We start from the raw sequence: 23,630 nt of genomic DNA, 5'->3' as shown, positions 1-23,630 counted from the left end.
GGCTCCGCCCCGTCCCCGCCATCGCCGTGGTAACTGGACGAAACGACAGCCACGGCCTTGGCGGGGACGGGCGGAGCCCGGGGGAAACAAAGGGATGGGCGGGTGGGGGAATCACGGTTTCGCTCGCCCCCGTCAAAGCCGGGGCACCCATGGGTGTGGTGGGGGAGAAGTGGGGTCGTCGAGGGGTGGCTAGGGTTTTGGCGAGTTCTAGGAGTTCGTGGGGGTTGTGGGCCCAGGCACCTCCGGCTTCTTCGATCAAGGCGCGGAGGACGCGGGAGTCGCCGGTGATTGAACCGGTGTGGGCTGCGGCGGCTGCGGCGCCGAGGGGGCTGGTGCCGGCTTTGAGGACTGCGATGCCGATGTCGTGGTCGGCGCAGTCGGCCAGGGCGGTGGCCAGGCGGTGGCCGTCGGCTTCGTCTTCCAGGTAGAGGGCCACTGAGCGGACGCCGTCCAGTCTGGCCAGGGCGGTCAGGTAGTCGGCGGCGTCGAGGACGGCCTGGTTGCCGCAGGAGATGACCGTGTGCAGGCCGAGCGCCCGGGTGCTGAGCAGGGCGTTGACGGCGACGTTGCCGCTCTGCGAGATCAGCGCGACGGGGCCGGGGCGTCGGGCGGTGTAGGCGTCGCCCCAGAGGGGGGCCCGATTCACCACGGACACGATGCCGTTGCCGTTGGGCCCGCAGATGGGCAGGCGGTGCAGCCGGGCCTGCCTGGCGAGCTCGTCCTGAAGCGGGCGGCCTTCGGCGATCTCCGCGAATCCGGCGGCCAGCACGACGGCTCCGCCGCAGCCGAACGCCCCCGCCTCCGCCACCAAGGCGGGCACGCTCGCCGCCGGAGTGGCGATGACCAGCGCGTCCGGAGCCAGCGGCAGATCGGAGATGCGAGGTACACACGGCACCCCGTGCACCTCGGCCGCCGTGGGGTGCACGCCGAAGATCGGGCCGGGGAATCCCGCGCTCACCAGGTTGGCCACGGCCTGGTTTCCGTACGAGCCGGGGCGGGTGGAGGCGCCGACCACGGCGACGGATCTGGGAGCGAGCAGCCGGGCGGGTTTCACCCTCTCTACACTGGTTGGTTGACCAGTCAACCGTCAAGGCTAGGGTTGTATCCACGCGCCCGTGTGCCGCCGATCGCTGCGGTAGTCTTGGCGGCGTGCGCAGTGCGGAGGGCGCCCGGAGTAGCCGGGCCGATCAGGCTGATCAGCGCCGGGCCGAACTGCTGGACGCCGCCCGGCGTGTCGTGCTGGAGCGAGGCCTGGCGAGCACCAGGGTCGCCGACATCGCGAAGGCCACCAATGTCAGCGGTGGCTTGATCCACTATCATTTCGCCACCAAAGACGATCTCATCACCGCGATGCTCCGAGCCACCTCGGAAACCGAGGTCAAACGCCTCCGCGAGATCATCAGCGGCCCCGGCACGGCCGTGCAGCGCCTCGATCGGGTGCTGCGCTACTACATTCCCAGCTCCCGCTCCGACCAGAGCTGGATCCTCTGGCTGGACGCCTGGGCCCTCGGCGTCCGCGAGCCGCACGTCCGCGAGATCCTGCTCGAACTCGAAGGCGGCTGGATCGAGATCCTCGCCGAGGTCATCTCCGAAGGCGTCGACAAGGGCGAGTTCTTCTGCGACGACCCCATGGGCGCGGCCGAACGCCTCGACGGCATGCTCGACGGCCTGGTCGTCCGCTACACGCTGCACTCCGGCGCGATGTCCCGCAAACGCCTCCTCGAACACGCCCGCATCGCCGCCACCCACGAGGTCGGCATCCCTCGCTCCGCCTTCCCAGCCTGAACCCCGGCGGCTCGTCCACCCCGCCCCGGTGTTAGGTCGTGTTTCAGAAATGACGGCCGTCGTCTGCTAGGAGGACCTCGAACCGGGGACCTTGGCCACAGCCGTTGTGGAGCAGGCGGCAGCTCATCAATGGGATTCGGCGGCGGATCGGGGTGGGACCGGCGCGGTTCCCCTACCGCAACGGAAGACCTTCGGCGACTGGGAACCCCAGCTCGCGCCGGGCTGTAGAAGGGGCATGAGGTATGTGCAGCGCTATGGCAGGGCGGCGCGCTGGTTCCACGCCCTGGTATACACGGTGGTCCTCGTCCTTCTCACGACCGGCTGGTGGTTCGTCGTCGACCGGTATCGGCACCCCCTGCCGGGCCCGGACGGACTCCACGAAACCACCGGTCTTCTACTGATCGGCGCCACCCTCGCATACGGCATCGCGCGTGCCCGCGCAGTCGCCGCGTTCCTGGGCGAGTCGATCGAGTATCGGCGCGGAGACGGGCGCTGGCTGGCCGCCTGGCCCCGAGCCACGCTCACCGGACGGTTCCCTCACCACGACGGCCGCTATGACCCCGGCCAGCGACTCGCCAACGTCGTCATGGTGAGCACGCTGACCCTGATCGCCCTGAGCGGGCTCGGCATGCTGTACCTGCCCGCCGGAGCGGTGAGCTTGCTCGCCGCCGATGTCCACCGATGGGCGACGTTCGTGCTCACACCGGTCATCGTCGGCCACGTCGTCGTGGCCGCCGGGGTGCTGCCCGGCTACCGAGGGGTCTGGCGATCGATCCATCTCGGGGGCAGGCTGCCGCGGGCGGTCGCGCACCGCATCTGGCCAGGCTGGCTCGACGACTATGAACGGGCCACGAGCGGGCGCGACGGGACGTCATCTACCCGACGGCGCCGAGGAAACACAGCCTAGAGTCGCGCAGCGCATCTGGCCCCCGCCGATCTAGCACACCCTTCTGAGGACGCCATACAGGCGTCGATCACATCGGCGCCAAGAACGGCAGCGGCAGTCTGTTAGGTGCTCTAAGGGTGAGCGTTCGCTGCGGCGCCGTTCTATGGCAGGTCGGGTGCGCCGGTGATCGGTCAGTCTCCTTGGCGTCCGGTACGACCAGCACGTCCTCGGTCATGACGGACGTCCGCCGAACTGCCAGTCGTGCACCTCAATGTCGGCGTACCGGTCCGGGGTCAAGATGGCGCGTGCCGTGTCCGTGTCCGGCGCCCGGACCAGCGCCGCCGTACCCAGCCAGGTGGCGCCGTTGTCGGACAGCAGCGGCCCGTACGCAATGAGTTCGTCCCGGTCGGCCGGCACGGTGAGGTCGGCGGCCTGCCCTGAACCGAGGCCGAGCACCAGATAGCGGTTCCCTTCAGTCGGGCCGCCAGAGAAGTCCCACATGGTGCGCCCCAACGTGTTGCGCCACCGGCGCAGCAGCACGTCCCGGTACACGCCGGCCTGGTAGTTGGGCTCGTCGAAGGCGAACGCGCGGGCCGCGGCAGAGTCGGGCAGGTCGACGATATGCACGCTGCCGGTAGGCAGGTCGCGGTCGCCGGTGAGAGTCGGGCCGCGGGCGATCATCTCCGTCGCGTACCGGTCCATGTAGAACCAGTGCTCTTCCAGCAACTTGTCGCGCAACGCTATCGAGCCGGGCCGGTCGCGGTGATAGCAGAAGAACTCCATGGCCCCATTATCTCGATCACCATGCCTGATCCTGATCAAGCCGGTGCGGAGCGATGGCGTTGTCGCCGGGTTTGGAATGCTACCGCCGCTTTCACAAGGGCGTGGCGGCGCTGACGATCGCGAGCTGGATGCGCAGCTCGAAATACTCGTTGCCGTGTGCGAACGGCTCGCCGTTGAAGGCTTCGAAGCCCGGCTGGTGGTCGGGCACGTAGTTGCTGCGCGGGAGCCACGTCGTGTAGAGCCAGTCGAGTGCACGCAGCTCGATATCGACCGGACCGGCGATGTCGATCTCGGCAACTTTCATCGCCGGAAACACAGTCACGTTCACGTCCCCGTCTACCGTGGCCGTGGCGGGGATCTCCAGCCCGATGTCGTAGCGGCACCGGTCGAGCGGGACGATTTCGGGATCTTCCCACTGATAGCCAAACCAGTTCCCACCGGCGAGCCCGCGCTGTTTCGCCCACGCCACCATGCGCGCGGCCCCGACGCGCACCCGATCCCCCTCGTAGGGGCGGAGCACCCGTACGTACGCCATGCGGCGCTCCGGTAGCTCGCGCAGCCGCACGGCAAAGCCATCGGGGTTCTCGCCGACCGGTAACCGCTCGAGGCGGTTGCGGTCGTCGGGTGCCAGCGCAGCCAGCATCTGGTCGCGCTGCGTCCGGCGGAACTGCTCGATCTCGAACGCGCTCGGCGGCACTCCGTACTGGCTGCGAAAGGAGCGGGAGAACTCGGAGCTCGACGAGAAGCCGCACCTCAGCGCGATGTCGGTCAGCGACGATCCATCGTGGTGCGAGATCAGGTACAGCGCCCGTTCGAGGCGCACGCGCTTGACGAACGCGTGCGGCGTCTCCCCGATGAGCGCGCGGAAGATGCGGTGGAAGTGAAATGGGGAGAAGCAGGCGACTCGTGCCACCTCCTCGAGCTGCAACGGCTCACCGAGGTTGCGGGTCACGTGATCGATCGCGCGGTTGACCCGGTTGACGTAGTCGAGGTTCGCAAGATTTGGCAAGTCGTCCATGCGCGCTCCAGCTTAAGGTCTCGACCATGACGACCAAGCAAACGATGACCCTCGGGAACTTCTCAGTGAGCCTGGCGGTGAAGGACCTCGCAGCCTCACAAACCTTCTACCAGAAGCTCGGCTTCGAGGTTTGCGGCGGGGATCCCGTACAGAACTGGCTGATCCTCCAGAACGGCCCCGTCACGATCGGGTTGTTCCAGGGCATGTTCGAGCGCAACCTCCTGACCTTCAACCCCGGGTGGGACAGCAAGTGCGACACGCTGAAGGACTTCACTGATGTGCGCGAGCTCCAGCGCCGCCTGCGGTCGGCCGGCATCGAACCGACCACCGCCGCCGACGAGTCGAGCGATGGGCCCGCCAGCTTCATCATCGTGGATCCCGATGGCAACCCGATCCTCTTCGACCAGCACGTGTGACCCGTCACCTCACGGCTTGACGAGCTAACCAAGCTTGCGTCCGCGGCAGTTCCTGTCGGCACAAGCTCACCGATCGGGGAGGTGTTCGTGGGCGTTCCCCTTTGAGCGTGGACTCCCAGAGAGGTTCCGCCTCGACCGCACTGTCCCCGATAAGCCCGCCGGGCCCAACTCGATCAGCGTGATGCGCATGGGACCCGAAAAAGAGGGCGTGGTCGGCCTCCGCCGTACGGGCCTGCCCGTCGAACACGAGCCCGGCCTGTCGGTGCGCTTCATGGGCATCTACGACAAGGCCATCACCAGCTACCTGGTGACCGCCTACCACTCGGCGGCCGTCCTGGTACCCGGCGCCTGCGGCATCCTGGAGGACGTCGAGGTACACCAGCCGTGATCACCCCGCGCCGCCCGGGGCACCGTTCAGTCGAGCCGGTCGACGAAGCTCTTGAGCTGCCTGACGTTCCGGCATTCGAAAACGCCGTCGCAGTGCCGTGCGTACGCGCTCATCACCGAGTCACCGCTGTCCCAGGCGGTGGTGGGCTCTGGATTGAGCCAGTAGACCGAACCGGCGCGCTGGCGGATGACTGCGAGCGTCTCCGCGCGCGGCGCGTGGTAGTTGGTGCGGGCGTCTCCCAGGACGACCACGGTGCTGTGGCTCGTCAGCTGCCGTCCCCACCGCGTCCAGAACGTCTGGAGCGCGTTCCCGTAGTCGGACCGCCCGTCGAGCCAGACTCCGCTGGCGGCGGTGTTGATCCGCGCAGCGGCGTCGGCGATGTCGGACGACTTCGCGAACACGTCGGTGACCTCGTCCACTCCGTCGACGAAAACGAAGGTGCGTACGGTGGCGAACGCCGAGCCCAGCGCGTCCACCAGTTGCAGGGTGAAGGTCGCGAAGGTGGACACCGAACCGGAGATGTCGGCGATCACCAGGAGTTCCGGTTTGGCGGGGTGAGGCCGCCGGAAGATCGGCTCGGCGGGTACGCCGCCCGTCGACATCGACCGCCGGACCGTGCGCCGGAAGTCCAGCCCGCCGTGCCGGTTGTGCTCCCGCTTCCGGGCCAGCCGGCTCGCCAGCTTGCGCGCGAGTGGCTGGACGGTCGACCGCACGACCGCGATCTCCTGCTGGGAGGCGGTGAGGAAGTCGACGTCGTCGGGCAGCGGGGTGCGCAGCGTGCGGGCCACCGCCTGCGCGCCCCGGTCGGCCACCAGCCGCTGCCGGATCTGTGCCTCCACCTCGGCCCTGAGCCGGTCGAGGCGTGCCTCGGCCTGCTCGACGGCGAGCCGCCGGCCGAGTTCTCCGGCCGGGCCCGGGCCGAGCGGCTCGTCCGGCATCAGCCTGGCCAGCATCTCTTCCTGGTCGATCGCTCGCATCGTACGGAACAGGTAGTAGGTGCCGGCGACCGGCTGGCCGGGGACGATCCGCGCGTGCCGGTCGACGAGCAGACCGGCGATGAACCGCACCGTCGTCAGGTCGCCGGCGCGGAGGGCATCGATCAGCGGTTCCCTGATCTGCCGGTCGTCGAGGTCGGCCAGGCCGGTCCCGGCCGCGGGCGGATGGCCCGCGTCACCGCCCGGCGTGGCGAAGAAGAGGTCGAAGACGGTGTCGAAGGCATGCTCGTGCTGGTGTTCCTTGACCAGTGCCGCCCGGAGCGCGGTCTTGACCTCCTCGTAGTCGGCCAGGGACACGTGCGTGAGGCCGTGGACCGCGTCGATCTGCTCGCTCACCGAGACGGGGATGCCGATCGTCCGCAGCTCCCCGATCAGCCCCTCGATCGCCGCCAGCACCTGTTCACCTTCCATCCGGCGAGCCGGTCACGGGTCCGAACCGAGGTCGTCATGCGGGCAGGACCCCCAGTTCACGGGCGGCGAGAACGATGTCGGGCTGGTGCTTGAGCAATACGTGGAGGTGGGCGCCGACGGCCTCGGCGTCGGCCGTCTCGGCGCCCAGCAGGATCAGGGTCCGCGCCCAGTCCAGGGTCTCCGAGACCGAGGGCCGCTTCTTCAGGTCGAGGGCGCGCAGCGAGCGGACCACCTGGGCGACCCCCGCTGCCAGCTCCTCGGTGATCCCCGGGACCCGGGCGAGCACGATCTCCCGCTCGCGCTCCACGGGCGGGTAGTCGATGTGCAGGTATAGGCAGCGCCGCTTGAGCGCCTCGGACAGTTCCCTGGAGTCGTTGGAGGTGAGGAAGACCCGAGGGAGGGCGCGAGCCGTCATCGTGCCGAGCTCGGGGATGGACACCTGATAATCGGAGAGGATCTCCAGCAGCAGAGCCTCGGTCTCCACGTCCAGCCGATCGACCTCGTCGATCAGGAGGACGACCTGCTCCTCGGCGCGGATGGCCGCGAGCAGCGGCCGGGTGAGCAGAAAGCGCTCGCTGAAGATGTCTTCCTCGACGTCGTCCCAGTTCGTTCCGCCTGGTCCGGCCGAGGCCTGAATCCGGAGAAGCTGCTTGCGATAGTCCCACTCGTACAGTGCCTTCGCCTCGTCCAGGCCCTGGTAGCACTGCAGCCTGATGAGCCGGGCACCGGTAGCCGCCGCGACGGACTTCGCGAGTTCGGTCTTGCCGGTGCCGGCCGGCCCCTCCACCAGGATCGGCTTGCCCAGCCGCCCGGCGAGGAACACCGTGCCGGAGATCTTCTGATCCGCGAGGTAGCCGACCTCGCGCAGTCGCCGGGCGACCTCCGTCGCGGACTCGAAGTAGCCGACCGCCTGCGTCTCTGCCACCACTGGCCACCCTCCGCGTAGAACTATTAGATAGTCTAATATCTTTCAAACTATAGTTGCATGGCGGTATCGGTCAATCGTCCGTGTTCGTGCCCTGGTCGAGCGCGCTCCTGGGAAGAGTTGACCAGTGAAGATGCCAAAAGATACTTTTACAATCATCGAACCTCGTGGCTGTCGCGAGTGAGAAGCACGCAGTGAAGGAGCTCGCATGGATCTCGACCTGACGGCGGATCAGAAGCTCTTCCGGACCACCACCAGGAAGTTCCTGGACAACGAGACACCGCTGACCAAGGTGCGGGAGCTGTCCGAAGGCGCGGACGGCTTCGAACGTGACTGGTGGAACCGAGGGGCGGAACTTGGATGGGCGGCCATGCTCGTCCCCGAGGAGTTGGGCGGCGGGAGCGTCTCCGGGAACGGCCTCCTCGACCTGGCCATCGTCGCCGAGGAGATGGGACAACTCGTGTCCCCCGGGCCGCTGCTGCCGACGAACGCCGTCATAGCCGGCCTCGTCCAGGCCCAGCAGGACGGTCCCGATCACACCGAGGAGATCGAACGCCTGGCGGCGGGCGACGCGGTGGCGTCATGGGCGGTCTACGAGCCCGGCGCCGGCTGGCAACCCGGCAGTCCCGGTGTCACCGCCCGCGCGAAGGGCGACGGTTACGTCCTGGAGGGCGTCAAGGACCGGGTGGAGGCCGCGGGGCAGGCGGACCTGTTCCTGGTGACCGCCCAGGCGGAGGCCGGTCCGATGCAGTTCGTCGTGGACGCCACCGCATCCGGGGTCACGGTCCTGCCGTCGACGAGCCTGGACATCGCGCGGCGGTTCGGCGAGGTGCACCTGAACGGCGTGGAGGTGCCGCCGGACGCCGTCGTCGGCACCGCGGCGGGCACGCCGGCCACGATGGAGCGCCAGCTCCAGGTGGCGCTGGTGCTCCAGTGCGCCGAGACCGCCGGGGCCATCGACAGGGTCTTCGAGTTCACCCTGCGGTGGGCCTTCGACCGCTACTCCTTCGGCCGCCCGCTCGCCTCGTACCAGGCACTGAAACACCGGTTCGCCGACATGAGGGTCTGGCTGGAGGCCTGCCACGCCACGTCGGAGGCGGCCGCGCACGCCGTCCAGCACGAGGCGCCCGACGCGGCCGAGCTGGTCAGCGTCGCCAAGTCCTACATCGGCGGCCGCGCCCCCGAGATCGTGCAGGACTGCGTGCAGCTGCACGGAGGCATCGGGGTGACCTGGGAGCACGACCTCCACCTGTACCTCCGGCGGGTCACGGTGAACACCGCGCTGTACGGCACCCCGGAGGAGCACCGCCGCAGGATCGCCGACCTTCTTGACGTCTGAAAGGGAACCGACATGGCCGAACAGCTGGGAATGGAAGACGTCGAATCGTTCCGCCTCCGGGCCCGCGGGTGGCTCAAGGAGAACATGCCCCGCCAGCCCGAGCGCCGGGGCCCCATCCAGCCCGGTGACGACGATCAGGAGTGGCTGCGCGCCCGCGAGCTGCAGAAGATGCTGTACGCCGGGGGCTTCGCCGGGATCTGCTTCCCCACGGAGTACGGCGGGCTGGGCCTGACCCCGGCGCACCAGCGGGCGTTCACCGAGGAATCCCGCGGCTACGAGATGCCGCTGCTGCTGAACGTCCCCACGTTCTCGATCTGCGCGCCCACTGTCCTGGACATGGGCAGCGAGAAGCAGAAGCGCGAGCGCATCTCGGCGGTGATCCGGGGCGAAGAGGTGATGGTGCAGTTCCTCAGCGAGCCCAAGGGCGGCTCGGACCTGGCGGGCGTGGTCACCCGCGCGACCCGCGACGGTGACGTGTGGGTGCTGAACGGGGCGAAGATCTGGAGCACCAGCGCCTATGCGGCGGACTGGGCGCTCTGCCTGGCCAGGACCGACTGGGACGCGCCCAAGCACCGGGGCCTGACCATGTTCCTGGTCAAGGTCCACCAGCCGGGCATCACCCTGCGCCGGATCAAGATGGTCAACGGTTCCACCGAGTTCTGCGAGGAGTTCTTCGACGACGTGATCCTTCCCGCCGACGCGGTCGTGGGTGAGATCAACGGCGGGTGGGCGGTCGCCACCCGGCAGCTCGTGCACGAGCGCACGGCCGTGGGCGGCGGCTCGCCGTACGTCAGCGGCGAGGGACGGCCCAACCTGCAGGCGCCCGGCTACGACTTCGTGGACCTGGCCCGCAGGACGGGGCAGGCGAACGACCCCCGCGTACGGGAACTGGTCGGCGAGGCCTGGGCCATGCAGAAGGTGCAGGAGCAGCTCATCGATCGGGTCATGGCGGGCATGGCGCATGGGCACCTGCCCGGTCCCGCGGTGTCGATCACCCGGATGTTCCACGCCGAGGCCGACTGGAAGAACGCGGACACGGGAGTTCGGATCGCCGGCTCTGCCGCGGTGACCGGCAGGCCGGGGGAGGCGGGCCCGCTCGACTACGGGCAGCAATACCTGTCGCGCCAGTCGGCCAGCCTCGGCGGCGGCAGCACCGAGATGTCGCGGAACATCATCAGCGAGCGCCTGCTGGGAATGCCGCGCGAGTACGCCGCGGACCGCGACGTGCCGTTCAAGGACGTGGCGCAGGGCCGTACCTGACCGCGGATCCACTGAGCAGGAGGGCCGGTACGCCCGGCTCTCCTCTTGACAGGGCCACAACAGCGAAGGGCGGGCCGTATCGGCCCGCCCTTCGCTGTGCCCTCGGGTCGTCCCGGAGCGGGAATCGATCGGCTCAGGAGTCGTCCTCGTCGCGGACAAGGCACAGCGCGTCGACCGCCAGGAACCCGGATGGGCTGTAGACCAGAGGGTTCAGGTCCAGGGACTCGATCCAGCCGCGCCCCGCCACGGCCAGCCGTCCGGCGGCCACCAGGATGCCCGCGAGCGCCTCCAGGTCCCAGCCCGGCCTGCCGCGGAAGCCGTGCATCACCTTCGTGTCGGCGAACTCGGCGATGAGGGATCGCGCGTCGTCCATGCCGAGCGGGGCCATCCGGCCGCCCACCCGGTTCAGCACCTCGACGAAGACGCCGCCGAGGCCGAAGACGACCAGCGGCCCGAGCTCGCTGCCGGCCTGGACGCCGATGAACGCCTCCCCGAGGATCTCGACCTGTGGCTGTACCACGACGACCGGGGACAGCTTGTGATCGGCGGCCAGCGTGCGCAGCTCGGCGACGGTGTCCGCGAGGCCGCCCGCCGATACGCCGAGGCGGACCGCCCCGTGCTCGGTCCGGTGCCCCACGTCCGCGAGCTTCACCACGTACGGCCCGCCGAACGGGACGAGGACCGCGCCGGGGGCCGCGTCCGGGGCGATCAGGTGATAGGGCGCGACCGGGATGCCGGCCGCGCTGAGCATCTCCAGGGTGGGCCCGAACGGGAGCATCCGGCCCTCGGGCAGGGCGACGGTCTCCAGGTCCGGGCGGGGGAGCGCGGGCACCGGAGGATTCCCGGGGCGCAGGAAGGCCTTCTCGCGGTGGCGGACGAACGCGCCCAGGGTCTGCAGCCCGCGCAGGGTCGGCCGCAGGCCCCGGCCGGCCGCGACTTTGCCGGCGGGCAGCCGGTCGGTGACGAAGGAGCCCAGCGCCCCGGAGCAGTTGGCCACCACGAACGGCTTGCCGCCGTTCTGGGCCGCCTTGACGAACTCCTCCACGAGGGAGATCGTCCCGGCGCTCCCGTCCTCGTCGGCCAGTGGATGGATGTACAGCAGAGCGTCAGAATCCGGGCAGGTGGCGTACCTCCGCACCACCTCGGGCCACAGGCTGGCGCCCATGCCGGTGGTGTCCAGGGGGTTCGCCACGGTGACGCCGGGGATGTTCTCGTGGACCCATGGCTCCAGGGCGGTGAGGGGCGGGATCGCCATGCCGTCCGCCTCGGCCAGGTCGACGGACAGCGACGCGAAGCCGCCGGTCATACTGATCACACCCAGGCTCTCGACCGCGGACCAGTTGGCCGGGTCGAGCTGCTCGAACAGGGCCAGCCGGTCGACGAGCTCCTCGGGGTCGGCGACCACGGCGATCCCGGCCTGGCCCAGTGCCACGTCGTACACCCACGCGTCCCCGGTCAGCGCGCCGGTGTGGGACGCCGCCATCCGCTGTGATCTCTTGCTGCGGGCGAGCTTGAGCACCGCGATCGGCTTGCCGGCCTCGGTGGCCCGGCGTGCGGCGGCGAAGAACGCCTCCGGCCTGCGGATCTTCTCCACGACCAGGCCGATCGCCCGGGTGTCGGGGTCGGCCGCCAGGAAGTCGACGTAGTCGGCCAGATCGGTGACCGCCTCGTTGCCCGCGCTGATCAGCAGGTTCAGACCGCATCCCGGGTGGTTCCACGCGGCCATCGCGACCCCGCTGAGCAGCGCGCCGCTCTGCGACACGACGGAGATGCCGCCGGGGCGGCGCTTGTGCGGGCTGGCGATGGTCAGGCTGATCCGCCGGGGGACGTTGATGTAGCCGAGGCCGTTGGGACCGATCAGCGGCATGCCCGTCCGCTGGGCGGCTATCACCAGCCGGTCCTGCAGGGCCGCGCCGGCCTCGTTCATCTCGGCGAAGCCGCCCGCGATGGACACCATGCCGCCGATGTCGAGGCCGGCCGCCGCCTCCTCGACCAGTGCGGTGGTGCGCTCCGCCGCCATCACCGAGATGACCGCGTCGATGGGACGGCCGATCGAGGTCAGGCTCGGATGAGTGGGGTGTCCGAGCACGGTGTCGTGCTTGGGGTGGACGAAGAAGATCTCGGCGTCGCTGTCCAGGGTCGGACGGATGTAGTCGCGGAAGCCCGAGCTGTCGCTGAGCCCGACGACGGCGATGCTGCGGGGCTTCAGCAGGCGGGTCATGGCCTCGTGGTCGGCGATACCGACCCCAGCGTTCACAGTCACCTTTCGAGCCCTCCTGCGGCAATATTTAGAGAGTTGTGAATGTATCGACAGACTAGGCCCGCTGTTCGGGCGGGTCAACAGCTCCGGGATCACGAGTCGGCAGATTCCGGCCCGCCCTGCGATTCCAGTCGTGTCATGGTGCGCCGGGGTGGGCGCTTGACGGCAGGCCAAACTATTCGATACTTCTACAACTAATAAAGACATCTGGAGGTGCACGTGCCAGAGACCAACATCTCCGCGGCGATGCGGACCGCCCTCGGCAGCGAGCTGGGCCGGCGGGTGAGCTTCCCGGTCTCCGAATCCGACATCCGGCGCTGGGCCATCGCGGTCTACTGGCCGGAGCAGTCCCCTCAGCTTTTCTGGGACGCGGCGTACGCGGCCGGGACCCGGTACGGGGGCATCGTGGCCCCGGAGGATTTCAACCCCTTCGCCTGGATGTCCGCCGAGGCATGGTCGCCTGGTGACGGCGAGGGCATCGATGCCAATGACCCCGATCGCACGGAGCTTCTGCTCGGCATTCCGGGGCCAGGGCTAAAGTTCCAGCTCAACGGAGGCATGAGCGTGGAGTACGGCGAGCGGATCCGGCCCGGGGATGTGATCACCAGTGTCAACCGACTGGAGTCGTACACCGAGCGGCAGGGGCGACTGGGCCTGATGCTGATGACCGTCACCGAGGACACGTGGACCCGTGCCGATGGAACGCTGGTCAAGCGCGGCCGCAACACGCTCATCCGTTACTGAAGGGAATTCAAATGACTAAGGTGATTTCCCGGTCGGATATCGAAGTCGGACAGGAACTTCCCGCTTTCTCAAGGGAGACCGGTTTTGCGGTCTGGAACCGCTACGCCGCCGTCAATGACGAGTTCGTACCGATCCACATGGATGACGAGGCGGGCCGCGCGGCAGGATATCCGTCGGCCTTCGGAATGGGCAATCTCCAGTGGGCCTACCTGCACAACGCCATCCGCGACTGGATGGGGGACGGCGGCCGGATCGCCGCGCTGTCCTGCCAGTTCCGCGGTGCCAACACCAAGGGGATGACGCTGACCGTGTCGGGAACCGTCACGGCCGTACGGGACGAGGACGGCACGCGATACGTCGATCTCGCCATGACCGTCAAGGACCAGGAAGGAAAAGCGCTGGCACCGGCCACGGCCACGGTGGCCTTCGACGGCTGATGGCAACGGCCGCTTACGCCGGGCGTCTTCCCACCGACCGGGGCCACTGTGCTGGGCGATCACCAGGTCAGGAGGACGCCCTCCCGGTCCGTGGTCTCGGTGGTCGCCGAGGCGAGGCGCTGTTTGGCGGTCCGTCGGCGCTTGGCGGCCCCGGACTCGTGGCCGATCCTGCCCTCCCGCACCGGGCGGGGAGTGGGAGCGAGCGCCCAGACGTCGTCCATGAGATCGTGCAACACGTTCCGGCGCAGCGTGTAGTAGTAATTGCGCCCGTCCTTGCGGACGTCAACCAGCCCAGCCTGAGTGAGGATCTTGGTGTGGTAGGAGATCGTCGGCTTGGAGACCGGCAGCGTGTCCTCAAGCGTGCTGCAGGCCAGCTCATCGACCGCCGCCATCTGACGCACGATCTCCCACCGGATCGGGTCGCCGAGAGCTTTGAAGATCTCGGTCGGCGAACTCGGTGATGCGGGGCTTCCGCTCACAGACTGCTCCTCCCCCTATGGCTGGGTCGTCCCCCCGCCAGCACGGTTAGAAATATTGTTGGATATCAATGTACCCGCTGTCGGGGGGGTTTTGAAACGATCGTGTAAACCCTGATCTGATCCCGGGTACGGCAGAGGCACATGGCCGGGTGAACCAGTTCAGTTTTCGGCGCAATGGACCGGTATCCGTACGTCCCCGCTCGTTCGGCCGGGCACCCGATTCCAGTTACACGCCATCGGCCCGGTACGGCTGCCGGGGCGGTGTCCTGATCGGTAGTATCTTCGATGGATTGGCAAGTATAGACACGTCGCCTGGCCGACTACGAGAGGGCCCGACCGATGACGTCGAACGCTGGTACGGCGGTCAGGACCATCGACGTCTTCAAGGCGCTGGGCGACCCCATGCGCTGGCGCATCGTGCGGCGGCTGGCGGAGGTCGACGAGCTGGCCGGCGGCACGCTTGAGGAGATCCTGCCGGTCTCGAAGCCCACGATCTCGTACCACATGAAGATCCTGGTACGGGCGGACCTCGTCTCGGTCCGGAAAGAGGGCCGCGACTCCTACTACTCGCTGCGCAGCGAGATCCTCCGCCAGTTCGCCGACGAGATGTGGCGGCTCGCGCCGGAGCCGGGCCTGGTCCGGGAGGGCGGGATCGATCACCAGGCCGGTGGGACCCGCCGCCGGTCCGCGGCTGCCGGGGAGAGGACCCCGCAGCGCGAGGTGATCCTTCTCACCTGGTGAGCCAAACCGCCACGAAGCTCGGCGGACGTTCGGGGACGGCCCCTGGTCCAGCGGCCCTTCCGGGATGGCGAAGCCCGCCGCGTCGACGATCGGGCTGCCGGACGAGGTCTTGACGTGACGACACATTACATAGATATTTATACAAAGTTAAAACTATTGTGGTCAAGGAGGCGAACCGTGCCCGAGACGAAGGGGTTCGAGCTACGGCGCAACGACTACTCCCTCAGCGAGGACCAGGAGGCGGTGCGGGGGCTTTTCGCGGAGTTCTTCGCCGCCGAGTGCCCCACCACCAGGGTGCGCGCGGCCGAGCCGCTGGGTTACGACGAACGGCTCTGGCAGGGGCTGGCGAAGATGGGCGCGGTGTCGATGGGGTTGCCCGAGTCCGCGGGCGGGGATGGCGCGACGATGGTGGAACTCGCGCTGGTTGCCGAGGAGTACGGCCGGGTCATCGCCCCCGTGCCGCTCATCGAGGCCGTCACCGCCGCTCGGACACTGGCCCGCTGCGGCGGCGGGTCGGCCGCCCAGTGGATCGCGGGCAACGTGGACGGTCTCCCGTTGACGGTCCTGGCGCTGCACCCGGTCGTCTCCGGAGCACGGCAACTGGTTCCGGCCGGCGCGATCGCCCGGGCGGTCGTCGCCCTGGACGGCGACGACCTGGTGCTGGTCACCTCAGCTGAGCCGCCACCGTTCGTCCCCAATCAGGGAACCGCCCCGCTGGCCTGGTGGGACCCTTCCGCCGGCGACCGCGAGGTGCTGGCCACCGGTGCCCGGGCGCGCGAACTCTTCGCGACCGCGCTCGGGGAATGGAAGGTGCTCACCGCCGCGGCCCTGGTCGGACTGGCCGACGAGGTCAAGCGACTGGGCGCCGAGTTCACCAAGACCCGCACCACGATGGGCGTGCCTGTCGGGTCCCTGCAGGGCGTTTCCCATCCGCTCGCCGACGTGGAGATCGAGGTCTCCGGCGCGCGTAACCTGACCCGCAAGGCGGCCTGGTTCGCCGAGCACGAGCCGCGCGCACGGCCCGAGCTGCTGCCGATGTCGTACGCGAACGCGGTCCGCTGCGCCACCCAGGCGGCGAGGGTGGGCCTGCACGTCCAGGGCGGGTTCGGCTTCACCCTCGAGTCGGACGTGACCCTGTACTTCCGGCGCGTCAAGGGCTGGAGCGCCCTGGCCGGCGATCCGTCCAACGAGCTGCTGGCGATCGGCGACGTGCTCGCGACGTCGGACGCCGCCGCGTCCTGGTCGCCGTCCGCCTGAACCCACGAGGAGTGTCATGGATTTCTCCGTCGTCGAGCTGGATGACGACCTTGCCGCGTTCGTCGCCGAGGTGCGCGAGTTCATCGCGACCTACGTCACGGAAGAGGTGCACGAGGAGGAGCGGCGCACCGGCGGGAGCTTCAACCTCAGGCTCCACGAGGCGCTCGGCGCCAAGGGCTGGATCGTTCCGCACTGGCCGGTCGAGAAGGGCGGCGCCGGCCTGGACCGGCTGCGGCAGCGCATCCTGGAGCTGGAGTTGGAGCGCGTCGACGCCCCCACCATCACGCTGAGCACGACCCGCCTGGTGCTGTCCGCCGTGGAGAAGTACGCCGAGCCCGGCCTGGCCGCCGAACTGCTGTCCAAGGTGGCCCGCGGCGATGTCCGCTTCTGCCTGGGCTACACCGAGCCCGACGGCGGCTCGGACATCGCCGCGGCCAAGACGCGGGCGGTGCGCGACGGCGACGAGTGGATCGTCAACGGCCAGAAGATCTTCACCACCGGGGCGCAGAACTGCCAGTACACCTTCCTCATCGCCCGCACCGATCCGGACCTGCCCAAGCACAAGGGCCTGACCATGTTCCTGATGCCGCTCGACGCGCCGGGCGTGGAGATCAGCCCTATCCACACCGTCGGCGGCGAGCGCACCAACGTCGTGTACTACGGGGACGTACGCGTCTCCGACCGGTACCGGCTCGGGCCGGTCAACGGCGGCTGGGGAGTCCTCCGCGGTCCGCTGGACGAGGAGCACTTCGGCGCCGGACATGACGACGGCCTGTCCGACCTGGGCATCGGCGCCAGCTGGGCACGGCTGCAGGGCCGCAACGTGGGGGCTGCGGTCCGCTGGGCCCGCACCACCCGACGGCCTGACGGCCTGCGGCCCATCGACGACCCGGTCGTGCGCGCCCGCCTGGGCGAAGCGGCGCTCGACGTCGAGGCCGCCCTCGCCACCCCAGGGCCGATGGGCCGGGTCCGGGTATCGGAGACCTTGATCGAGGGATCGGCGGCCCTGATCGACCTGATCGGACCCCAGGCCCTGTTGCCGCACGGCGCGGACGGCTGCCTCGAGGGCGGCGCGTTCGACTACGCCCACCGGTACGCCCAAGGCACCGCAATCTACGGCGGCACCACCGAGGTCTTCCGCAACATCATCGCCCAGCACGTCCTCGGACTACCCCGCCCCCGGTACCCCGGCGCCAAGACGCTGATCGCCGGAAACACCCGGACGAGTTGATCGAGAAGGGGGTGCGGCGACCTCACCCCCTCTCCGCCGTCCGCCCGGCCCTGGCGACCGCGGTGCCCGCACTACCCGGACGACGCCGCCCGGTCTTCTCTGGACGACGTGCTCACCTGGCTGGACGATCGCGTGTCGATGTGACAGGCGAACAGGAGCGCGGAGGCGATGCCGGAGCCCGCCGCCAGAAGCAGGAGCGCGACCCGGTAGCCGGCGAACGCCCCGTGCAGCAGACCGAGTACGAGCGGGCCGCCCGCCGTGCCGATGGTGGACACGAGGTTGAGCCGGGCGAACAGCCGGTCGAAGCGGCCCAGGCCGTACGCGGCGAGGATGTGCAGCGGCATGAGCACCACGGCATTGCCCACGGTCGCACCGAGGAGGGCGGTGCTGAGCACGAGGACCGGCAAGTCCCCGGAGACCGCGATGAGCGCCATCGCCGCCGCCTGCAGCGCCGCCACGGCACAACTGAACCGCAGCAGGCCGAAACGGGACAGCAACGGGATCCCGAGCAGACGTGCGCAGACGCTGGACACGGCCAGAGCCGTCAGGGCGAACCCGGCGCCCCCGACACCCGCGTCGCGTGCGATCGGAAGCAGGTGGGTCACCACCCCCACCTGGGACAACATGAGCAGCCCAAAGGCCAGGCTGAGGACCGGGAAGGTCCATACCGGCCGTGGCGGCTCATCTCCCGCGGGACTCGCCGCCAGCTCGGCCGCCATGGACACCGTCATCGCCGTCGCCGGTCGCGCCGCCGCGGTCGCTTGCGTCGCCGCCGGCGGGACCGCCGCGCCGTCGCGCGGTTCGCGGAGGATGACCGCGACGAGCGTGACGACCGTCACGGAGAGGACGGCGAGCAGACCGGTTCCGGTCCGCAGTCCATACCGCTCGATGAGCAGCACCACGAACGGCGACACGACCGCGCCACCGGCGGACATCCCGGTGGTGGCGATGGTGAGCGCCTTGGCCGGCGTCGGATGGAACCACCTCGTGATCAGCGACGTGCACGGGACGACGGCCATGAGCGCCCCAACGCCACCCGTGAGCGCGAACGACAACCACAGCGACGCCGGCGATTCCGCGAGACCGAGCAGGAACAGTCCGATCCCCGAACCGGCCGCCCCGATCAGCAACAGCGGACGCACGCCCAGCCGGGGGAGCAACCACGCGGCGAGGACGCCGCCGAGGCCGGCCAGGACAAAGGACAACGTCGGCCCGGAGGAGGCGGTCGCAAGGCTGAACCCGCGTTCCCCGGTGAGCGCGGCGACATACGCGGAGGTGGCGTAGAAGCCGACCCCCGTCGCCGTCGCGAGCACCACGAACACACCCGCGACCGCTATCCAGGCGGCGGCCCGCCGCCGCGCGCCGTCACGCGTGGCCCTGCCCACCGCGGGAACCTGAGCACTCCGTGGCATCGTTCACCGTTTCTTCAATGTGAATATCCGCGAACGTCCATCGCCGTGGGTTCAGGCCGACGCGCCCGCCTCGCCCATTCGCGCCCGGCGGACCGGCGGAGCCTGGTCCCACGGAGTGACACCGAGCTCCGCCGTGCCGACCGGGTAGCCCCCGGTGCGCTCGGCCCAGTGCGAGTGGTTGAGCTCGTGGATGGTGAAGCAGGCGTTCAGGGCGTTGTAGAAGCCCATGTTGTCGACGGTCTGGTTCACCGACTCCTTGATCATCAGCGCCGCCATGGTGTCGACGCGTGCGATGCGGCGCGCGAACTCCAGCGTGCGTCGCTCGAGGTCGGCGGCGGGAAAGACCTTGCTCACCATGCCCAGCCGGTACGCCTCTTCGGCGTCGATGGAGTCGCCGGTGAGCAGCAGTTCCTTGGCCTTGCGCGGACCGAACTCCCACGGGTGCCCGAAGTACTCCACGCCGCACATCCCGAGGCGGGTGCCGACGACGTCGGCGAACTCGGTGTCCTCGGCGGCGACGATGAGATCGCAGGCCCACGCCAGCATGAGCCCGGCGGCATAGACCTTGCCGTGCGCCTCCGCGATCGTGATCTTGCGGAGGTCCCGCCAGCGCAGGGTGTTGCGGAAGAAGTAGTGCCACTCCTGAAGCGTCCGGCCCTCGGCCGCCGGTCGCGTGCCGCCGTTGACGTGCCGGGTCGGGTGTTGTGCGGGGCCGGGATTCCACTCTTCCTGGAGCTCCGCCGACCCCATGTCGTGTCCTGCGGAGAAGATCGGCCCGGCGCCGCGGAGGATGACGACCCGTACCGTGTCGTCCGCCTCGGCGGCGAGGAACAGGTCGTTGAGTTCGACCAGAAGACCCCGGTTCTGCGCGTTGCGTGCCCGTGGACGGTTCAGCGTGATGCGCGCGATCGCGCCGTCGTCCAGGGTCTCGTACGTGACGTACCGATGGCTTTCCACGGCGTTCCTCTCGCAGAACTTGCGATTTAATGTTTTTAAAACTATAAAAGGTATATGCGGCCGTCAAGAGGGAGCGGTCGTCCTCGGCCGTGGCCGCTCCGGGCGCACCTGGTGAGGAGCCGATATGAACGACCAGACCGTTACCGCCTCCCGGGTGCCGTCCGGCGGACCCGGCGTCCCGCTGCTGTCGGCGCTCACCTTGGAGGAGACCGGTCCCGGGCGCTACCGTGCGACGAATGTGCCGTCCGAGCAGCGTGCGGTGATCTTCGGCGGGCAGTTGCTGGGTCAGCTCGCCCTGGCCGCCGCGGAGACCGTCGGCACCAAATCGGTACGGTCGATCCAGGCGCTGTTCGCTCGCGCGGGGTCCGTCACGCGCGACCTCGCCATCCGCACGGAGGTCGTGCACGACGGGCGGACGATGGGGAGCGTGCTCACGCGGGCCCACCAGGGCGACCGCACCCTTTGCACGGGCCTCGTCCTCCTCGACACCGAGGAACCGGACCTCATCCGGCACGCCGAGGTCATGCCGGCGGTCCCGGACCCCGAGGGCGCGGAGCCCGTCGAGGCCGAACACGGCTCCGAGCTGCGCCTGGTCGGCGGACGGGCGATCCTCTCCGCCGAGCACACCGGGCCCGCCGAGGTGCACGCCTGGGCCCGCTTCCCTTGCGCCCCGCGGGGTGCCGCCGACCTGCACCGCGCGCTGCTGTGCTGGTACACCGACGGCCTGCTGATCGGGACGGCGATGCGCCCGCACCCGCTCGGTCAGGACATGGCACACCAGGCGGTGTCGACCGGAGTCCTCACCCACACGATCACGTTCCACGAGGAGTGCGACGCCTCCGAGTGGATGCTCATCACGCAGAAGAGCACGTACGCCGGCAACGGGCGGTGCTACGGCACCGGTGCCGTGTTCACGGCGTCGGGTGTCCTGCTCGCGTCATTCGCTCAGGAGGGCATGATCCGTGCATTTCCCCCAGGCCGCCCGCGCGGCGGTACGAGCATGACGATGTGAGTACGGCCGGGGGTTGGCACGGCGTGGCGCTCCCAGGTCGCGCGGGCGGTTCAGTTTCCGGTGAAGATGGGGGGCCGCCGCTCGCGTTTGGCCTGGATGCCTTCGTGGACGTCGGAGGTCGCCAGGGTCACCGGCTGGGCCAGAGCCTCCCATTGGAGGGACGCGGCCAGGCCGTTGGCGGACTGCTCCAGCCCGGCCTTGGTGAAGCGGGTGGCGATCGGCGCCGCCGTTGCGATCTGCTGCGCCACCTTGAGCGAGTGTTCCAGGACGTGGTCGGCCACTCCCGACACCAATCCCCACGCCAGGGCCTCTTCCGGCAGCAGTTCGCGGCCGGTGTAGAGCATTTCACGGGCGCGGGTCACGCCGATCGCCTCCGGGAGCAGCCAGGTGGCCGCCATCCCGCCGTGGGTTCCCAGATAGATGAAGGGCGCGCTGAACCGGGCCGAGGTGCTCGCGTACCGCAGGTCGCAGGCGAGCGCGGCACACAGCCCGGCGCCGACGGCGGGCCCGTTGATCGCGGCGATCACCGGGAACGGCAGTTCCCTCGGGGAGAGCCAGGTGCGGTAGAAGGGCAGCATGCGATCCCGCATGCGGGCGGGCGTGGTGTCCTGGGACGCCCCCTGGTCCAGCCAGGAGAGGTCGGCTCCGGAGCAGAACGAACTGCCGGCCCCGGTGACGACGAGCGCGCGCACGTCGCCGTCGTCGGCGACCTTCGCGATCGCGGCCGTCCACGCGGCCGTCACCTCCGCGGTCATGGCGTTGCGCACCTGAGGCCGGTTCAAGGTGATCAGGCGTACGCCGGGGGCCGGGTCCTCCAGGAGGACGGCATCGTCCGAGCTCATCTCCGTCTCCTCCGTTGATGCCCGCGAGAGGCGTCTCGGCTGGCTCCGGCGCCTTGGGGAGTGATTCGATCATCTCACTGTAGCGCCGGAGCCGATGTGTCCAAGACGCCTCGTCAGTGTGTTGTGGATTGGCGGATTCAGTCGGCGGGGAGCGCTTCGTACAGAGCCATCACCGGCGGGCTGCTGGTGTCCAGCGCGGGGGTGAAGTCGATGCCGCCGGCGGCCGCGGCCGTGTTGATGGCCTTCACCACCCCGGCGGGGTCGTCGGCCTCGATCTCGTAGAGGGCCAGATACCGCTCGGGCAGGGGCGGCCGGTCGGGGGAGGCCACGTACCGGGTGGCCCGTACGATGCCGGGGATGCGCTCCAGCAGTTGCGGGATGTGGACCCGTTCGTACCAGGTGTTGAACTCCGCCTCCTGCTCGGGACTCGCGGCGTTGGTATGGACGAGAAGCAGTGCCTTACGGCTCATCGAGTATCTCCTTCGAATCGGTGCGGGACTGCGGGCCGCCGGTCAGCCGGCCGTCCGCAGCCAGGTGTGGGTGGCGCGGTCGCTGCGCAGGTCCCGGTCGCCGGGGACGGCGGAGTCGAACGCCGTCAGCACCGCGTCGCGCACGGCGCGGACCGCGTCCGCCCCGGACCCGGGCAGCAGGTCGTCGATGACTCCAAGACGCCGCAGGTCCGGCCCGGTGATCCGCATCGCCTCCGCCATGTCGGGGGCGCGGCTCGGGTCCCGCAGCAGGATCACGGCCGCCGCCTCCGGCCCGATCACCGAGAACACCGCGTCGTCCAGCATGAACGCGCGGTCGGTGTAGGCGAGGGCGAGAGCGCCTCCGCTGCCCCCCTCGCCGACGCAGACGGAGACGGAGACGCTATGGGTCCGGGTCATGCTCTGGAGGGTGCGGGCGATCTCGGCCGCGATGCCGTCGGCCTCCGAGCGCGGCCCGGGCTCCGCGCCCGGCGTGTCGATGAGCGTGAGTATCGGCAGGCGGAGCTGATCGGCGAGCGCGATGGCACGCTGCGCGAGCCGGAAGCCGGCCGGACCCGGCCGCGCCGCGCCGTCGGCCCATGCGTGCCGGTCCATCGCCACCACGATCGCGCGGCGGCCGTCGATGGTGGCGAGCCCGGCCCGGATCGCCGGGTCGGTGCCGTGCAGGTCGACCCAGGAGGAGCAGAGCGCCGCCGCCCACTCCAGCCCGGAAGGGCGGTGCCGGCGGCGGGCCGCGAGGATGGTCCCCCAGCCGCCGGCCGGGGCGCCGCCGACCGCACCGACGGTCCCGATCAACCCGTCCGGCGCGACCAGCGCCGGGCGCCACCGGTCTAATGCGAGCCGCCGGTCCCGTACCCCGAGCACCGCCTCCAGCCAGGCGAACTCGTCGTCCGGGACCACCACCGCGTCCACCAGCCCGGCGGCGTAAGCGGACTCGGCGGTGTGCGAGGTGGGGGGCGGCATCTGGCCGGTGACCTGCTGCACTACGCGCGGCCCGCCGAAACCCAGCACGGCACCCGCGGACGCCGCGCGGAGGTCGGCGAGCGAGCCCCAGGAGGCGTAGACGCCACCGGTCGTGGGGGAGTGGTACACCGCCGCCGTCAGCAGCCCGGCGGCGGCGTGCGCACTGCGTGCCGAGGTGGTGCGGCCCATCTGGATAAGCGAGATCATGCCTTCCTGCAGCCGGGCTCCGCCGGTGGCGATCAGCGCCACCACGGGGAGACGGAGGTCCGTGGCGTGCCGGAAGGCGCGCGCTATCTTCTCGCCGGCGGCGGCGCCCATCGTGCCGCCGAAGTTCTCGTACCGGCTCTCGATCAGGGCGACCCGTCGCCCGCCCATTCTCGCGAGCCCGGCGCGCACGGACTCACCCGGCGTGTCCCGCAACATGTCGGCATACCCAGGAAAGCGCAGGGGATCGGTCGCGCGCAGGTCGGCGTCCCAGCACGCGGTCAGTTCGAACATCGACGCCGGGTCCGCCGCCGCGTTCTGCTCTTCGATCCTTCCGGTCACTTGCACCATCCGGTACTAGTTTGTTCGATATACATAAATCTACTGAAATATAGGC

24 protein-coding genes are annotated in these 23,630 nt (G+C 69.6%); 12 read left to right on the top strand and 12 right to left on the bottom strand.

What is annotated here, in order from left to right:
- The coding region (locus tag ABGB08_RS13435) for a CoA-binding protein (protein ID WP_347589938.1) at positions 1-1,054 on the bottom strand (1,054 nt) is incomplete at its 3' end.
- Between the two features lie 95 nt (positions 1,055-1,149).
- On the opposite strand from ABGB08_RS13435, the gene ABGB08_RS13430 reads away from it, so the two are divergent.
- Positions 1,150-1,785, top strand: coding sequence for a TetR/AcrR family transcriptional regulator (locus tag ABGB08_RS13430; protein ID WP_155356402.1), 636 nt, complete (start codon positions 1,150-1,152; stop codon positions 1,783-1,785).
- A gap of 235 nt (positions 1,786-2,020) precedes the next feature.
- Positions 2,021-2,692: a cytochrome b/b6 domain-containing protein gene (locus ABGB08_RS13425; protein ID WP_347589936.1), complete on the top strand. Its 672-nt coding sequence runs from the start codon at positions 2,021-2,023 to the stop codon at positions 2,690-2,692.
- A gap of 210 nt (positions 2,693-2,902) precedes the next feature.
- Here ABGB08_RS13425 and ABGB08_RS13420 read toward each other — a convergent pair whose 3' ends face one another.
- Together ABGB08_RS13420 and ABGB08_RS13415 are read right to left on the bottom strand one after the other, a co-directional pair.
- Positions 2,903-3,454 (bottom strand): YciI family protein, encoded by a 552-nt coding sequence (locus ABGB08_RS13420; RefSeq protein ID WP_347589934.1) that lies wholly within the window; start codon positions 3,452-3,454, stop codon positions 2,903-2,905.
- A 91-nt stretch (positions 3,455-3,545) separates the two neighbouring features.
- Complete coding sequence (locus tag ABGB08_RS13415; protein WP_347589932.1) at positions 3,546-4,472, bottom strand: AraC family transcriptional regulator; 927 nt, start codon at positions 4,470-4,472, stop codon at positions 3,546-3,548.
- A gap of 26 nt (positions 4,473-4,498) precedes the next feature.
- On the opposite strand from ABGB08_RS13415, the gene ABGB08_RS13410 reads away from it, so the two are divergent.
- Together ABGB08_RS13410 and ABGB08_RS13405 are read left to right on the top strand one after the other, a co-directional pair.
- Positions 4,499-4,888 carry a hypothetical protein gene (locus ABGB08_RS13410; RefSeq protein ID WP_347589930.1) on the top strand — a complete coding sequence of 130 codons (390 nt, stop codon included), beginning with the start codon at positions 4,499-4,501 and terminating at the stop codon, positions 4,886-4,888.
- 34 nt (positions 4,889-4,922) lie between these two features.
- Entirely contained in the window at positions 4,923-5,276 is a 354-nt protein-coding gene (locus ABGB08_RS13405; protein WP_347589928.1) for a hypothetical protein, read from the top strand.
- A gap of 26 nt (positions 5,277-5,302) precedes the next feature.
- Here ABGB08_RS13405 and ABGB08_RS13400 read toward each other — a convergent pair whose 3' ends face one another.
- Together ABGB08_RS13400 and ABGB08_RS13395 are read right to left on the bottom strand one after the other, a co-directional pair.
- Positions 5,303-6,682 (bottom strand): VWA domain-containing protein, encoded by a 1,380-nt coding sequence (locus ABGB08_RS13400; protein ID WP_347589926.1) that lies wholly within the window; start codon positions 6,680-6,682, stop codon positions 5,303-5,305.
- A gap of 34 nt (positions 6,683-6,716) precedes the next feature.
- Positions 6,717-7,607 (bottom strand): MoxR family ATPase, encoded by an 891-nt coding sequence (locus tag ABGB08_RS13395; RefSeq protein ID WP_347589924.1) that lies wholly within the window; start codon positions 7,605-7,607, stop codon positions 6,717-6,719.
- A 208-nt stretch (positions 7,608-7,815) separates the two neighbouring features.
- Here ABGB08_RS13395 and ABGB08_RS13390 point away from each other — a divergent pair, with 208 nt between their 5' ends.
- On the top strand, positions 7,816-8,946 hold the full coding sequence (locus ABGB08_RS13390; RefSeq protein ID WP_347589922.1) for an acyl-CoA dehydrogenase family protein: 1,131 nt from the start codon (positions 7,816-7,818) through the stop codon (positions 8,944-8,946).
- Positions 8,947-8,958: 12 nt separating this feature from the next.
- Positions 8,959-10,206 (top strand): acyl-CoA dehydrogenase family protein, encoded by a 1,248-nt coding sequence (locus ABGB08_RS13385; RefSeq protein ID WP_347589920.1) that lies wholly within the window; start codon positions 8,959-8,961, stop codon positions 10,204-10,206.
- Between the two features lie 133 nt (positions 10,207-10,339).
- On the opposite strand, the gene ABGB08_RS13380 is transcribed toward ABGB08_RS13385, so the two are convergent.
- Positions 10,340-12,469 (bottom strand): acetate--CoA ligase family protein, encoded by a 2,130-nt coding sequence (locus ABGB08_RS13380; RefSeq protein WP_347589918.1) that lies wholly within the window; start codon positions 12,467-12,469, stop codon positions 10,340-10,342.
- 216 nt (positions 12,470-12,685) lie between these two features.
- Here ABGB08_RS13380 and ABGB08_RS13375 point away from each other — a divergent pair, with 216 nt between their 5' ends.
- Both ABGB08_RS13375 and ABGB08_RS13370 read left to right on the top strand, forming a co-directional pair.
- The gene (locus tag ABGB08_RS13375; RefSeq protein WP_347589916.1) at positions 12,686-13,210 is read left to right on the top strand and encodes a MaoC family dehydratase N-terminal domain-containing protein; all 525 of its coding nucleotides are present in this window, start codon (positions 12,686-12,688) and stop codon (positions 13,208-13,210) included.
- An 11-nt stretch (positions 13,211-13,221) separates the two neighbouring features.
- Positions 13,222-13,647, top strand: coding sequence for a MaoC/PaaZ C-terminal domain-containing protein (locus ABGB08_RS13370; RefSeq protein WP_347589914.1), 426 nt, complete (start codon positions 13,222-13,224; stop codon positions 13,645-13,647).
- A gap of 59 nt (positions 13,648-13,706) precedes the next feature.
- Here the strand turns inward: ABGB08_RS13370 and ABGB08_RS13365 are convergent, their stop codons facing one another.
- Positions 13,707-14,126: a metalloregulator ArsR/SmtB family transcription factor gene (locus tag ABGB08_RS13365; protein WP_347589912.1), complete on the bottom strand. Its 420-nt coding sequence runs from the start codon at positions 14,124-14,126 to the stop codon at positions 13,707-13,709.
- 339 nt (positions 14,127-14,465) lie between these two features.
- Between ABGB08_RS13365 and ABGB08_RS13360 the strand changes: the two genes are divergently transcribed.
- The 3 genes from ABGB08_RS13360 to ABGB08_RS13350 all read left to right on the top strand — a co-directional run bounded on the left by ABGB08_RS13360 (position 14,466) and on the right by ABGB08_RS13350 (position 17,355).
- Positions 14,466-14,867: a metalloregulator ArsR/SmtB family transcription factor gene (locus ABGB08_RS13360; RefSeq protein WP_347589910.1), complete on the top strand. Its 402-nt coding sequence runs from the start codon at positions 14,466-14,468 to the stop codon at positions 14,865-14,867.
- A gap of 177 nt (positions 14,868-15,044) precedes the next feature.
- Positions 15,045-16,124 (top strand): acyl-CoA dehydrogenase, encoded by a 1,080-nt coding sequence (locus tag ABGB08_RS13355; protein WP_347589908.1) that lies wholly within the window; start codon positions 15,045-15,047, stop codon positions 16,122-16,124.
- Between the two features lie 16 nt (positions 16,125-16,140).
- A complete protein-coding gene (locus ABGB08_RS13350; protein ID WP_347589906.1) occupies positions 16,141-17,355 on the top strand; it encodes an acyl-CoA dehydrogenase family protein in 1,215 nt (404 codons plus the stop codon).
- A 71-nt stretch (positions 17,356-17,426) separates the two neighbouring features.
- Here the strand turns inward: ABGB08_RS13350 and ABGB08_RS13345 are convergent, their stop codons facing one another.
- Together ABGB08_RS13345 and ABGB08_RS13340 are read right to left on the bottom strand one after the other, a co-directional pair.
- Positions 17,427-18,740 carry an MFS transporter gene (locus tag ABGB08_RS13345; RefSeq protein WP_347589904.1) on the bottom strand — a complete coding sequence of 438 codons (1,314 nt, stop codon included), beginning with the start codon at positions 18,738-18,740 and terminating at the stop codon, positions 17,427-17,429.
- Between the two features lie 78 nt (positions 18,741-18,818).
- Complete coding sequence (locus tag ABGB08_RS13340; protein ID WP_347589902.1) at positions 18,819-19,724, bottom strand: enoyl-CoA hydratase; 906 nt, start codon at positions 19,722-19,724, stop codon at positions 18,819-18,821.
- Between the two features lie 124 nt (positions 19,725-19,848).
- On the opposite strand from ABGB08_RS13340, the gene ABGB08_RS13335 reads away from it, so the two are divergent.
- Positions 19,849-20,736 (top strand): acyl-CoA thioesterase domain-containing protein, encoded by an 888-nt coding sequence (locus ABGB08_RS13335; protein ID WP_347589900.1) that lies wholly within the window; start codon positions 19,849-19,851, stop codon positions 20,734-20,736.
- A 50-nt stretch (positions 20,737-20,786) separates the two neighbouring features.
- On the opposite strand, the gene ABGB08_RS13330 is transcribed toward ABGB08_RS13335, so the two are convergent.
- From ABGB08_RS13330 to ABGB08_RS13320, 3 genes are all read right to left on the bottom strand, one after another.
- Entirely contained in the window at positions 20,787-21,578 is a 792-nt protein-coding gene (locus ABGB08_RS13330) for an enoyl-CoA hydratase/isomerase family protein (RefSeq protein WP_347589898.1), read from the bottom strand.
- A gap of 137 nt (positions 21,579-21,715) precedes the next feature.
- Complete coding sequence (locus ABGB08_RS13325) at positions 21,716-22,048, bottom strand: hypothetical protein (protein WP_347589896.1); 333 nt, start codon at positions 22,046-22,048, stop codon at positions 21,716-21,718.
- 42 nt (positions 22,049-22,090) lie between these two features.
- Positions 22,091-23,575, bottom strand: a complete 1,485-nt coding sequence (locus ABGB08_RS13320; RefSeq protein WP_347589894.1) for a carboxyl transferase domain-containing protein — start codon at positions 23,573-23,575, stop codon at positions 22,091-22,093.
- Positions 23,576-23,630 lie beyond the last annotated feature (55 nt).

The organism is Acrocarpospora sp. B8E8 (assembly GCF_039871605.1).
Taxonomy (GTDB): Bacteria; Actinomycetota; Actinomycetes; order Streptosporangiales; family Streptosporangiaceae; genus Acrocarpospora; species Acrocarpospora macrocephala.
The sequence above is the reverse complement of the archived record's forward strand: the minus strand, read 5'-3'. Positions and strand labels throughout refer to the sequence as shown.

Excerpts from the sequence above, each read along its gene's own strand:
- ABGB08_RS13425 (WP_347589936.1), top strand. The coding sequence starts at position 2,021 with ATGAGGTATGTGCAGCGCTATGGCAGGGCGGCGCGCTGGTTCCACGCC.
- ABGB08_RS13420 (WP_347589934.1), bottom strand. The coding sequence starts at position 3,454 with ATGGAGTTCTTCTGCTATCACCGCGACCGGCCCGGCTCGATAGCGTTG.
- ABGB08_RS13415 (WP_347589932.1), bottom strand. The coding sequence starts at position 4,472 with ATGGACGACTTGCCAAATCTTGCGAACCTCGACTACGTCAACCGGGTC.
- ABGB08_RS13410 (WP_347589930.1), top strand. The coding sequence starts at position 4,499 with ATGACGACCAAGCAAACGATGACCCTCGGGAACTTCTCAGTGAGCCTG.
- ABGB08_RS13400 (WP_347589926.1), bottom strand. The coding sequence starts at position 6,682 with ATGGAAGGTGAACAGGTGCTGGCGGCGATCGAGGGGCTGATCGGGGAG.
- ABGB08_RS13390 (WP_347589922.1), top strand. The coding sequence starts at position 7,816 with ATGGATCTCGACCTGACGGCGGATCAGAAGCTCTTCCGGACCACCACC.
- ABGB08_RS13385 (WP_347589920.1), top strand. The coding sequence starts at position 8,959 with ATGGCCGAACAGCTGGGAATGGAAGACGTCGAATCGTTCCGCCTCCGG.
- ABGB08_RS13370 (WP_347589914.1), top strand. The coding sequence starts at position 13,222 with ATGACTAAGGTGATTTCCCGGTCGGATATCGAAGTCGGACAGGAACTT.
- ABGB08_RS13360 (WP_347589910.1), top strand. The coding sequence starts at position 14,466 with ATGACGTCGAACGCTGGTACGGCGGTCAGGACCATCGACGTCTTCAAG.
- ABGB08_RS13350 (WP_347589906.1), top strand. The coding sequence starts at position 16,141 with ATGGATTTCTCCGTCGTCGAGCTGGATGACGACCTTGCCGCGTTCGTC.
- ABGB08_RS13335 (WP_347589900.1), top strand. The coding sequence starts at position 19,849 with ATGAACGACCAGACCGTTACCGCCTCCCGGGTGCCGTCCGGCGGACCC.
- ABGB08_RS13330 (WP_347589898.1), bottom strand. The coding sequence starts at position 21,578 with ATGAGCTCGGACGATGCCGTCCTCCTGGAGGACCCGGCCCCCGGCGTA.
- ABGB08_RS13325 (WP_347589896.1), bottom strand. The coding sequence starts at position 22,048 with ATGAGCCGTAAGGCACTGCTTCTCGTCCATACCAACGCCGCGAGTCCC.